The organism is Exiguobacterium sp. UBA6282 (genome assembly GCF_002440475.1).
GTDB lineage: Bacteria > Bacillota > Bacilli > Exiguobacteriales > Exiguobacteriaceae > Exiguobacterium_A.
Genome location: NZ_DJUM01000047.1, coordinates 115,859 through 127,994, shown reverse-complemented (window position 1 = coordinate 127,994; position 12,136 = coordinate 115,859). Strand labels below are relative to the sequence as shown.

The following is a 12,136-nucleotide window of genomic DNA, read 5'->3' as shown; positions in this document are numbered from 1 at the left end:
CTTTTACTTCCATGATTACATTTGAAAGTAGAGAAACTGGTTTTTTCCTTTTAATACTAGCGCGGCATGATTTTCATTACCAAAAGCAGTAAAAAGAGAATAGGCGTAGGTAAACGCGTCACGAATATCACGTTCTGCGTAACTCAATTCTTCATAGAAACATCCCTTTTGATAAAAGAAGTGTCCTAACATCGCTGTATCTTTTCGCTCAACGGATAAGGCGATTCCTTTTTCAGTAATCTCTAACCCTGTTACAAAATCATTTTGAAAATAGAGCTGTTGCGCATGATTATATAAAATTTTACATTGTAACTTTTTCAGCGTATCCGTCGAGTAATCATAGGTTAGTAATTCTTGATAAATTTTTCTCGCGTACGGATACTGACTGTTTAAATAATAATAGTTTGCAACAGACATCCGAATACGTAAATAAAGAACAGGGTACTCTGTTTCCATTTGTTGTTCATCCGATAACCGAAGCAACTGTGAGATACATGTTCGATAATCGATATCTTTTTTCCCTTCGCGAGCGACCCATTCAAAATAACGAATCAATAACTGAACGGAAGGAGGAAGACTAGTTGGTAAACATCTCATGAAATCAAGCATTTCATCATAACGACGTTGTCTAGAAAAGTCCGCTAGTTGTACCTCATAGCGCTGAAATAGTTTTACTTCATTTGAATCGATGAAAATCTGATCCATTGAAATATGTAACTTTTGAGACAAACGCTGAACAAGATCAATTGTTGGTATAGTTTTCCCATTTTCAATCTTACTTAATTCAGCTTGACTGCATACATCCTTCGCTAATTCTTTTTGTGTCAACTTCCTCTCGATCCGTAGTTGTTTGATCTGTTTACCAAATGATTCAATACGCAACGTTTCTCCTCTTTTCTCGTTTGTTAAGCAATGACCTCATTCAGGCATAGACTGCAAAAAAGAACGTTTCACCTCTAGAACGATGTCAGCATATTGTTTCATCTGAAAGGCAGAGAATAATTCGTAGGCCATCGTATAATCATGTTTCGTCTGCAAGATATCTACACCCATTCGCTCATGAAATTCACCACGTTGATAATAGAAGTGCGCTAAATAGGATGTCTGTTTCAATTTTCGACTGAGCAGTATCCCTTCCTCGATGATACGAAGTCCCTTTTCTGACTGATTAACTTTATATAATAATTTCGCATAATTATAAAGAATCTTAAGTCGTTCTTCTTTTAAACCGCTAATTTCTGTCGTGAACTGTAATACGTCAGTATATATTTTTTCTGCTTGTTGATACTGTTCGCACTCCGCATATAAAATGGATAGTGCCATCTTGACTCGAAAGTAAAGAATCGGATCCTGCACCTGTAAACCTTCTTGATCGATCAATCGTGCAAATAAGACTGAGGTCGTTCGATAATCAACGTGCTGTTGCCGATAGGCGATCACGATTTCATAGTATCTCACTATTCGCCTTACTTCGTCAGAAGATCGACGGGATGAGACTTGTTTCATTACACGAAGGCATTTATCAAATTTATTTTCTCGTACTAGCTTACGAAGTGCTTGGTCAAGAATACGAGCTTGTTCCAAACGGTGTTCAGCACCATCTTTAACGAGTTCGGATATAGGCACACAAAGTTTTATAGCAAGTTGCTGTAATAATTCAACGGTCGGCATCACCTTACCGTTTTCAATTTTACTAATTTCAGCCTGACTACAGATCCCTGTACTAATGTCTTTTTGTGATACGTTGTTCAAACGTCGATAAAATTTCAGTGTCTCCCCAATTGGATGTACGTTTTTCATCTTATCACCTCTCACTACTCATTTGATTGCACTTTTAATAAAAAAACCTTCTTGTTTGGCAAGAAGGTTACGCATCCTATTTATCACTTCTCAAAGGTAAATAACATATACTTTTCCTTCATGCGAAGAATCATCTGTTTTCGAACATCATGCTCAAACGCATGAAACAACACATATGCGATGGAATACTGTTTTTGAAGTGACCTTTCATCTTCACCTGATTGTTCGTGGTAGTGCGCGAGTTGATAATAAAAATGTCCAAATAAAAATGTATGGTTATGCATCAAACATAGTTCGTATCCTTTCTTAGCGATGACGATACTATCTTCAGACTTTTCTTGGTATTCAAGAATCTGACAATGATTAAAATAAATTTTCAGTAACGCATTCAGATGAGCAGTCGACTGGAGCGCTTCAATTTCTTTTTCTAATTCCTGGTATACGGATTCTGTTAAATGAAATAGATCCTGTTCTGAATACATATTCGCAATCGCCATTTTGATTCGAATGAACAATTGAATGGAGTGCGACCACACTTCTTTTTCATTCAACAAGTTACTGAGTAGGCTAGCAGCTGTTCGAAAGTCAATCCGATTTTGTTTTAGATCAATGATCGTTTTAATGTAATTTTTTAAAATATCGACTTCAGTGATCATATTTTTTTCTTGCTGATTAATTCGCTCCATTGCTTCTTCGTACTTCTCTTCTCGAAGCAAATCGGATAAGAATTGATCAATTTGAAAAAATTGTTCTTCATCCGTATACTCTTGAAATAATAAAGAAATGGGCACCTTTAACCTTTTGGCAATTTGTTGCAACAAATCAACAGTCGGTGAATTTAAGCCGTTTTCGATTTTACTGATTTCAGCTTGGCTACAAATATCTTCACATAGTTCATTTTGTGTCATCTGCTTCTCAATTCGCAGTTGTTTGATTTTTGTACCAATCGATGAAGTTAATGCAGTGATCTCCATCGTTTACTCACTCACTTTCATTAAGCGGAAATAAGAGATGTTCGGAAAAATACGTTTCAAGGATTTTTAAATAAGAGTGATTCTGAGTCGCAACAAAAAAGGAATAGGCGGTCGTATAGGCTTCCGTTGTATCTCGTTCCGATGCTTTTAACGCCTCTAACAAAATGCCTTTTTGAAAATAAAACTGTCCAAGATACGTTAAATCTTGCAATTGTTTCGTTTCTTTAATTACCTGCTCAACTTTCTGCAACCCTTCTTCGAATCGTTCAAACTCTACTAAGTTACGAATGAAATTATACATGATCTTCATTCGAATTTTTTTATATTCTCTCGTTTGATAAGGTAACTCTAATAATGCCTTGTAGATTTGATGAGCACGATTATATTCTTCATGGTTCGTATAAAGTACCGCTATCACCATCTGAATTCGTGTATAAAGTAAAAATGATTTTTCTTCCACCCGTTCCTCACTGACAACTTGCAACAAGGACGCAATACAGGTCCGAAAATCAACATTTCCTCTTTCATATTCAAGTAATTCTTGATGATAACGAATTAAAATTTGAGTTTCGACAGCGTTTTTTGATTTTTCATATAATATTAAGTCCTTTGCCATATCTGAATATGTTTTTTCGCGTAAATGACGAATCATTCGTTGATCAATTTCGTTTAACTTATGTGACACGATTTCATCTTCAAAAAACAATGAAATCGGAATGCGCAGTCTTCGACAAATTTGCTGTAGTAAATCAATCGTCGGAGAATTTCGACCATTTTCGATTTTGCTGATCTCAGCCTGACTACAAATTCCTTCACAAAGTGCTTTTTGTGTCATTCCTTGTTTTTTTCGTTCTTGCTTGATCTTATCGCCAACAGAATGAATGACTGGATGCATGAAGTTCACTCCTCAATCAAAGATGAATCCATCATAAAAAAAGTCTTTCGTTTCAAGTATATATCACTTGAGACGAAAGACGCGTGTATGCTTCCGGCGAGAATCGAACTCGCACTGCAGCATTACCATTGCTGAGGTCTGCCATTAACCTACGGAAGCTTGTAAAATCTGTTTCTAGTATAACTTATAAAAAAAGACAAGACAAGAAGTCGACGTGATTTCCACGCAACTCCTTGTTACTTTTTTACAGTGTCGTTTTTGTTAATGAATTATCATAGACGACTAAAACCGAATAATGTTCATCCGCTTTAGACGCGACGAATGTTGAAAACTTCAACGTAATGATGGCGTTTGACCCAACACCATTGTTCTCAAAAAATTCGTTCAATCTTTCTTCTAATTCTTCAGGCGTTCGCCCGACAACTACTTTAGAATGTAACATGATCATCACTCCGTTCTGTTATGGTAGGTTCGAGTTAAATAATTGCCTGATCGAATAAATGTTAAACCTTTTATTTTCCGACTTGCTCCTTCCTCTCTTTATCCGCTATGGTGAAATGGAGCAGTTTAACTTAAAAAGAATAGGAAGTGAAGTCTGATGGAACAGATTAATTTCGATGAAACGATTGAGAAACGAAATACAGGATCCGTCAAATGGGACGGACTTCATTCACTTTATGGATCCGATGAGCTGATTCCGATGTGGGTCGCCGACATGGATGTCCGTCCACCGCATCATCTCACAGAACGGTTGACAAGACGTGCTGCTACAGGTCATTTCGGTTACTCGATGTTTGAAGAGGAAGCAAAACAAGCGATTCAGCATTGGTTTCTGAAGCGATATGACGTAACGATCACTACCGATTCCATTCTTTATTCGAACGGTGTTGTTCCAGGACTTGCCCATACAGTCCTAGCGCTAACTGAACCTGGTGATTCAATCATCATCCAGACACCTGTCTATCCACCATTTCATCAGATCATCCAGTCTAACCAACGGCAGATCGTTGAGAATCCACTTCTTTTAGAAGAAGAGACGTACCGGACGGATTTCTCGCTTCTCGAACAACAAATGCAGACTGCGCAGATGATGATTCTGTGTAGTCCTCATAATCCAAGCGGAAAAGTCTTTCCTAAAGAGGAATTACAGCGCATCGTAGCACTCGCGAAACAACACGATGTCTACCTTGTATCCGATGAAATTCATGCGGATCTCGTCTATAAGGGTTCTGTGCACACACCAATTCTTGCCTTAGATTATGAAAAAATCATTTTGGTCAGCGCACCATCCAAAACATTCAATATTCCTGGACTTTACGCGTCTTATTTGGTCGTACCAGACACTTCGATTCGTCAACGGATCGAGCGTGTCCAGCAACGTCATTTTGTTCATCCAAACGCATTGGCTTCAACTGCTATTTCGGCGGCGTACGGAGATCATGCGAGTGAGCAATGGTTAGCGCAACTCCTTGTTTATTTGGAAGACAATCGTGACCATGCCGTCCGTCGTATTCGTCAAGAAATGCCGAAATTAAATGTCATCATTCCAGAATCTACATTCTTGTTGTGGATTGATTTCAAAGCACTTAATCTCGATAGCAAAACGCGCGCCGATTGGCTCGTTAAGGAAGCAAAACTCGCTTTGACACACGGTTCTTCATTCGGTTCCCATGGAGAAACGTTTGAACGCTTAAATATCGGTTGCCCTCGCGCACAGCTCGATCAAGCTCTAGACCGCTTAAGCGCTGCGTACGAACGATTTTGGAGCAATTAATTTGACTCGAATGACCTTAAATCATTAAGGTCATTTTTTAATGCAGTGAATTATTCGGAATATTTTGATTAGAAGAACTTTAATAGGGACTAAAACCGTTTCAATCTCTTGAGGCACTAGGCATGGTGGCACTTTTCCTGAAAATGAAGTGGCTTGCAAAGTCGTTTTATCCCCTGTAAGGTGGGGAACATATCATTTGGCGAACAGGTCAATGTATGCTTGATCGTAAAAAAACTATTGTATTTGGAGGATTTAACTTTATGACGCAAGAATGGATTTCAATCATTCTGTATCTTGTTCTCATGTTGGCAATCGGTTATTTTGCCTACAAACGAACGACGAACACAGAGGATTACATGTTAGGCGGACGCGATCTCGGTCCTGGTGTTACAGCACTTTCTGCTGGTGCATCGGATATGAGTGGATGGATGCTCATGGGACTTCCCGGCGCCATGTACGCGACAGGTGTTTCAGCACTCTGGCTCGCACTCGGATTATTGATTGGATGTTACGTAAACTATTTAGTACTCGCTCCACGTTTCCGACTCTATACGGAAATGGCAAATGACTCGATTACAATTCCTGATTTCTTAGAGAATCGTTTTGAAGACAAATCACGCGTGCTTCGTACTGTGTCAGCACTCGTCATCATCATCTTCTTCACGTTCTACACATCAGCTGGAATCGTTTCAGGTGGAAAATTATTTGTCAGCTCATTCGGATTTGATTACCACTATGGTATGCTCTTGACGATTGCGGTCGTAATCGCCTACACCTTATTCGGCGGTTTTCTCGCAGTTAGTTGGACCGACTTCGTCCAGGGCTGTATCATGTTCATTGCACTCGTGCTCGTTCCTGTCGTTGCATTGACCGACGTCGGCGGAGTCGATGGTGCATTCAACTATGCTGAAAAATTAGACCCTTCGTTGTTTGATCCATTTAAAGGGACAACAGTTCTTGGAATCATCGGATTCCTTGCTTGGGGACTTGGTTACTTTGGTCAACCACATATTATTGTTCGTTTTATGGCAATTCGCTCTGTCAAGGACTTAAAAAGTGCTCGTCGCATCGGTATTGGATGGATGTTCATCTCTATCATTGGTGCCATGATGACAGGTCTAGTTGGAATTGCCTATTTCGAAGGACAAGGGAATGGACTAGGTGATCCGGAAACAGTCTTTATCCGTTTCTCGGATGTACTATTCCACCCGTATATCACAGGGTTCTTGATGGCTGCGATTCTCGCGGCAATCATGTCGACGATTTCCTCACAATTACTTGTCACATCAAGTGCGTTGACAGAAGACTTTTACAAGACGTTCTTGAAAAAGAATGCAACAGATAAACAACTCGTCTTAACAGGTCGAATTGCTGTTCTTGTCGTAGCTATCGTTGCGAGTATCCTCGCTTGGAATCCGTCAGCGACAATTCTTGCACTTGTCGGTTACGCTTGGGCTGGATTCGGTTCTGCCTTTGGTCCGATCATCTTGCTTTCCCTCTACTGGAAACGGATGACGAAACAAGGCGCATTAGCAGGTATCATCTCAGGTGCCTTGACTGTCATCATTTGGGTGCAACTCGGGCTTAGCACGACGCTTTACGAAATGGTACCTGGATTCTTCACCAGCTTGATCTTTACGGTCGTCGTCAGCTTGATGACGAAACAACCGGTCAGTGCCGTTCAGGAAACGTTCGAAGAGATGGAAGACGAATTAAAAGACGCTATTCAATAATCACTATCAACAGTGAGACCTCTGCCGCAAAATCGGCAGAGGTCTTTTTTGACTTACAGTTCAATCACGCCATAATGCAACTTCGACGTCTTACGCTTGGATCGTTCAAATCCAAAGCGCTCAAACAGCGGGCTCTCATAATGTGCTTTTAATACGATGCGCTGACGTGCCACACGCTTCGCCTCAATCATCGCTTCAACAGATAAGGCTTCATAATTCGCAAGTTTTCGTAAAGCGTCTAGATGTGTCGATTCTTCAACAGTCTGTTCAAACATGGGGTCAAAGTAGATGACATCAAAGCAATTATCCGGACATTCTTTCAAAAATGCGAGATGGTGTCTGACTTTTACTTCGATTCGTCGCATCGCCTGATTGATTGGTTCGTAAGATTCTTCCCAGCGTTTTAATCCGTCCTTGACGACAAAGGCTGTCTCAGTCTTGCTTTCTAGACCGATGATCCGCCCCTGATCTCCAATGGCATGACTCATGACAATCGCATCTGCACCTAAACCGAGTGTACAATCTAACACATGCATCCCTTCTGATAGGCGTCCCATCGCAACGAGAGGATCTCTTCCACCTGCATCAATTTGTTTGATGCGAAAGACCGCACTTGAAGGATGGAAAAAGAACGATGCCGTTTCGCCTAGTGGGTATAAATCTAGTCGTTTCTTATCGACGACTAATACCGGCAATCTCGTCTCCTGTTGTAGGTGTTCTATGCTTTTTTTTTGCCGTGCGATATAGACGAAGTGTATCGTCTCATCCGCTAATAACTGCTTCACACGATGATGCACGACGTCAGTCGGACGAAGACACGTCGTCAGTCCAATGGTTGGTTTCATACTTATTTCCCCCATAAAAAATAAGCCAGCCGCAGCTAGCTCATTTCTTTTTCTTCAATAATCCTTCAATATCTTCGATCAATGCTTTTTTCGAAATCAGGTCTTCTTGCTTTTCCTGTTCGACTTTTGCATCGACCGTAGTCCGTTTCATGAGAGCTTGAAGTGTCTCATCGATGCTTGACTTCAAATGATCACGATCTTCTTTGTTAAGAGAAAGATCATGTTGTACTTCATCCCCTTGTTCATCTAATTGGCGTAAGCGTTCCGTCAATTGTTTCGCTTCACGATTCAAGTCCGAATACAATCGTTCGATTTGCTCTAAACGCAATTTGATTCCGTCACGTTCTGTGAACACGTTTCCAGCCCCTTCCAGTATGCAGTTGTCTACATCATTACTTTACCATATTTCGAGGTAATTAAAACAATCACAAGATGATTACAAAATGATTTTTTTAAATTTCTTCCTGCGGATCGGTTCCAGTTAATTTTTGCAATTGCAAGGAGGGTATCGCTATAATGTAAACGAAGCATCAATTGGGATGAGGGAGGATTTTGTGATGGAATTAAGACGTCGAGCATTACGTCATGTCGATCAAGCTGAGTACGACCATTTCTTGAAGTATGGCGAGCAAGCATATGGGCTGTCTCCGCAAGAAATCAAAGGGTATGACCATGAGCTTGGAGAAGAGCGAGCTTTTGATTCCGTCGAGCACAGTTATCCTGAAGATTACTACTTTGATATCGTTGAAGCAGATACGATCGTCGGGCGGGTTCTACTTTTGAAAATGGGTCACTATTTTCAACTCGACTTTATGGTGTTTGATCCTTATACACGACGTGGTATAGCTACTCAAGCAGTTGCCGAAGCATTAAAGCATTCGGGAGTACTAGATCGTCATGAAGTACGCGCGCGTGTTCTCGATCAATCACCACACGCTTTTTACGCGAAACGTATTTTAGAAGCAAATGACTTTACGTCGATTGAGAACTATTACGTCAAAGGGAGACGACGTCGATATTCTTTACAACGACTCGGTTGAACACTATTTGAAAGACCATGAGATTCATGGTCTTTTTTATATTGGTCACATGTGTAACTCACCTTTGACAGGCGATCGATTTCAGCGTACAATTTTCATCTGTATGAACAGAAAGGAGTCTACCTCATGAACGAATGGTTATGGATCCCTTCCATTTTATTAACGATGGGATTATTGATTTTCAGTTATTATCTATTTGGAAAGACCGGATTGTTGATGTGGATTGCCATCGCAACAATCATTGCAAACATTCAAGTCACACAAACCGTCGATATTTTTGGTTTCGTCTTCACGTTAGGAAATGTCGTTTATGGCAGTTGTTATTTAGCGACGGATATTCTCAATGAGAAATATGGCAAACAGGTCGCTCGAAAAGGTGTCTATATGGGTTTCTTTTCCTTGATCACGACGACCGTCCTCATGCAATTCAGTCTCTTGTATACCCCACTCGCCGATAAAGCAGCACTCGAAACATCTGATTCTTTACATCTACTATTCGGACTCCTGCCATGGATTGCTGTCGGTAGTCTTGCCGCTTATCTCGTGTCGCAATTGTTTGATGTCTTCATTTATTCGAAGATTCGTCAAAAGACAGGCGAACGAAAACTTTGGTTACGGACGACGGGATCAACTGTATTAAGCCAACTGCTCGATACGTTGACATTTTGTGCGATCGCCTTTCACGATATGCCATTCTCTATTTGGTGGCAAATCTTCATTACGACATATCTCGCAAAATTCGTCGTCGCCTGGTTCGCGACACCATTCATGTATTTAGCAAAGCGCATCCATCCGACGAAACGATCAACAGATGCTGCAGCCTGATAAAAAAGACTAGAAGAGTTTTGCGAATTGTCGGATAATGGGAATGGAGGTGCCTAGATGAAGATTAAACGTAATGAACCGTTTCGCTATACATTGAAAACACCCGTAACGGGCGAGTTTTATTTGCTGAAAAATGAGCAACGGACACCAAAAGGCTTGATGAAGATTCATAACATCTCACCAAATGGAATGGCAATCACTACTGCATTAAAACTGCCTCTTCAAAAATCAATGAAAATCGTTGTTGAGTTCTCGTTAATCGAAGGGCACGAGCCGCTCTGCATCGATGGATTTTTATTGCATGAGAAGCCTTCTGGTCCTGATCGGTTGTACGGTATCCATCTTAATTCGACAATAACTGATCGCGAAAAAATTATTTCACAAGTGAAACAGATCGTGCAATTAGAACGGTCACTTCATAAAGACTAAAATGGCATCGCCCTACATTTGTAAGNNGTAAGGGCAATGCCATTTTTTAATCAGAAAATTTAAGCGTCAAACGTTCGGAAAACGACAGATTCATATGGCCGTAATGTCAAGCCATCCGATGTATTGGTGTCAGCGTAGTTACCAATCACGCGATCCGTTGTCGCGTGAGAAATCGGTACATGAATGTCATGATCTGCAAACGAACAATAGATATACCACGTTTCTCCTTCAAGCGTCCGCGAATACGCGTAGACTTCCGGATGATCTTCAAGTAAGAGTTCATAGCGACCGTATACGACGAGTTCATGATCATGTCGTAGTCGAATCAATTGCTGGTAGTAATAGAAGATGGACTGTTCATCGGCAAGCGCCTGTTCCACATTGATGTCTGGATAATTCGGATTGACCTTCAACCATGGTGTTCCCGTCGAGAAACCAGCATTTTCCGATGCATCCCACTGCATCGGTGTCCGCGCATTGTCGCGTCCTTTGATATGGATGGAACGTAGTAGTTCTGCCGGTGATGCTCCTTGTGCCGTACGTTCTTTCCACATGTTCCGAATTTCGATATCTTCATAGTCCGTAATGTCTTCAAACGCGACATTCGTCATTCCGATTTCTTCGCCTTGATAGATATATGGCGTTCCTTTTAGAAGGTGTAAGAGCGTAGCGAGCATTTTAGCTGACTCGACGCGATACGTCGTATCATTACCAAATCGACTGACGACTCGAGGTTGATCGTGGTTGTTCCAATAGAGGGAGTTCCAGCCTGTTTCATGCAACGCTGTTTGCCATTTGGTGAAATTTTGCTTGAGTTTAAGCAAATCAAACGGAATGACATCCCATTTTCCGTTCGGACCTGAATCAAGATCCATATGTTCGAACGTAAAGACCATGTTGACCTCTTTACGTGCCGGATCCGTGTAAAGAATGGCATCATCTGTTGTTGCTCCCGGCATCTCACCGACTGTCAGGACATCGTACTTTCCAAACGATGCTTCGTTCATCTCATGTAGAAATTCATGGACACGCGGTCCATTGATATAGTGTTCTCCACCATCTCCATACAATGCTCCTGGATGGACCGTCGCATCGGGTAATCCAGGTGTCTTTGAAATCAAGTTGATGACATCCATCCGGAAACCATCGATTCCTCGATCTAACCAACGACGGATCATCCCATAAACCTCTTGACGCATCTGTTCATTTTCCCAATTCAAGTCAGGCTGTTTTTTCGAGAATAGATGTAAGTAATACTCATTTGTTGCCTCATCATATTCCCATGCAGGACCAGAGAAAATCGAACCCCAATTGTTCGGTAATGAACCGTCTGGATTTGCTGGACGCCACATGTAATAATCCCGATACGGATTGTCCTTGCTTTGACGCGATTCCGCAAACCACCGATGTTCATCCGACGAATGATTGATGACGAGATCCATGACAATTTTGATATCTCGTGCATGCGCTTCATCTAGAAGACGATCAAAATCATCCATTGTTCCGAATTCCTTCATGATGGCTTCATAATCTCGGATATCATATCCATTGTCGTCATTCGGTGAATCATAGACTGGACTTAACCAGATGACGTCGATGCCAAGTGTCTTCAGATAATCCAATTTTTCAACGATTCCGTTTAAGTCACCGATTCCATCTCCATTCGAATCCTTGTAACTACGAGGGTAAATTTGATAAACGACACTATCATGCCACCATTTACGTTCCATCTTCTACACTCTCCTCTTTTATGTACCTGTCGTGCTACATATTGAGCAAACGATTGCATCAATTTGTAAAAGCGCTTTCAATTCTCACAAC

Annotated in this window: 13 protein-coding genes and 1 tRNA gene; 5 read left to right on the top strand and 9 right to left on the bottom strand. The window is 41.0% G+C overall.

Translation table 11 applies throughout. The features are described from left to right. Positions 1-15: 15 nt before the first annotated feature. The 6 genes from B2751_RS12515 to B2751_RS12490 form a co-directional block, all read right to left on the bottom strand. Positions 16-882 carry a helix-turn-helix domain-containing protein gene (locus tag B2751_RS12515; protein ID WP_052018999.1) on the bottom strand — a complete coding sequence of 289 codons (867 nt, stop codon included), beginning with the start codon at positions 880-882 and terminating at the stop codon, positions 16-18. A gap of 36 nt (positions 883-918) precedes the next feature. Further along, positions 919-1,800 carry a helix-turn-helix domain-containing protein gene (locus tag B2751_RS12510; protein WP_035407355.1) on the bottom strand — a complete coding sequence of 294 codons (882 nt, stop codon included), beginning with the start codon at positions 1,798-1,800 and terminating at the stop codon, positions 919-921. Between the two features lie 83 nt (positions 1,801-1,883). Beyond that, a complete protein-coding gene (locus B2751_RS12505) occupies positions 1,884-2,774 on the bottom strand; it encodes a helix-turn-helix domain-containing protein (RefSeq protein ID WP_290775039.1) in 891 nt (296 codons plus the stop codon). A 7-nt stretch (positions 2,775-2,781) separates the two neighbouring features. Continuing rightward, entirely contained in the window at positions 2,782-3,669 is an 888-nt protein-coding gene (locus tag B2751_RS12500) for a helix-turn-helix domain-containing protein (protein WP_290751079.1), read from the bottom strand. A gap of 88 nt (positions 3,670-3,757) precedes the next feature. Next, positions 3,758-3,828: transfer RNA gene (locus B2751_RS12495), tRNA-Thr, on the bottom strand. 85 nt (positions 3,829-3,913) lie between these two features. Then, positions 3,914-4,111, bottom strand: coding sequence for a hypothetical protein (locus tag B2751_RS12490; protein WP_035407347.1), 198 nt, complete (start codon positions 4,109-4,111; stop codon positions 3,914-3,916). 156 nt (positions 4,112-4,267) lie between these two features. Between B2751_RS12490 and B2751_RS12485 the strand changes: the two genes are divergently transcribed. Both B2751_RS12485 and putP read left to right on the top strand, forming a co-directional pair. Continuing rightward, the gene (locus B2751_RS12485) at positions 4,268-5,443 is read left to right on the top strand and encodes a MalY/PatB family protein (RefSeq protein WP_052018998.1); all 1,176 of its coding nucleotides are present in this window, start codon (positions 4,268-4,270) and stop codon (positions 5,441-5,443) included. Between the two features lie 260 nt (positions 5,444-5,703). Further along, positions 5,704-7,176, top strand: a complete 1,473-nt coding sequence (gene putP / locus B2751_RS12480) for a sodium/proline symporter PutP (RefSeq protein WP_290751086.1) — start codon at positions 5,704-5,706, stop codon at positions 7,174-7,176. A 53-nt stretch (positions 7,177-7,229) separates the two neighbouring features. Here putP and B2751_RS12475 read toward each other — a convergent pair whose 3' ends face one another. Together B2751_RS12475 and B2751_RS12470 are read right to left on the bottom strand one after the other, a co-directional pair. Continuing rightward, positions 7,230-8,021 carry a class I SAM-dependent methyltransferase gene (locus B2751_RS12475; RefSeq protein WP_290775036.1) on the bottom strand — a complete coding sequence of 264 codons (792 nt, stop codon included), beginning with the start codon at positions 8,019-8,021 and terminating at the stop codon, positions 7,230-7,232. 40 nt (positions 8,022-8,061) lie between these two features. Beyond that, entirely contained in the window at positions 8,062-8,376 is a 315-nt protein-coding gene (locus tag B2751_RS12470; RefSeq protein ID WP_023468579.1) for a hypothetical protein, read from the bottom strand. 202 nt (positions 8,377-8,578) lie between these two features. Between B2751_RS12470 and B2751_RS12465 the strand changes: the two genes are divergently transcribed. From B2751_RS12465 to B2751_RS12455, 3 genes are all read left to right on the top strand, one after another. Further along, complete coding sequence (locus B2751_RS12465) at positions 8,579-9,061, top strand: GNAT family N-acetyltransferase (RefSeq protein ID WP_035407341.1); 483 nt, start codon at positions 8,579-8,581, stop codon at positions 9,059-9,061. A 126-nt stretch (positions 9,062-9,187) separates the two neighbouring features. Continuing rightward, on the top strand, positions 9,188-9,886 hold the full coding sequence (locus B2751_RS12460) for a queuosine precursor transporter (RefSeq protein WP_035407338.1): 699 nt from the start codon (positions 9,188-9,190) through the stop codon (positions 9,884-9,886). Positions 9,887-9,943: 57 nt separating this feature from the next. Beyond that, entirely contained in the window at positions 9,944-10,315 is a 372-nt protein-coding gene (locus B2751_RS12455; RefSeq protein WP_290775034.1) for a PilZ domain-containing protein, read from the top strand. A 59-nt stretch (positions 10,316-10,374) separates the two neighbouring features. On the opposite strand, the gene B2751_RS12450 is transcribed toward B2751_RS12455, so the two are convergent. Beyond that, a complete protein-coding gene (locus tag B2751_RS12450; protein ID WP_290775032.1) occupies positions 10,375-12,045 on the bottom strand; it encodes a glycoside hydrolase family 13 protein in 1,671 nt (556 codons plus the stop codon). Between the last annotated feature and the right edge of the window lie 91 nt (positions 12,046-12,136).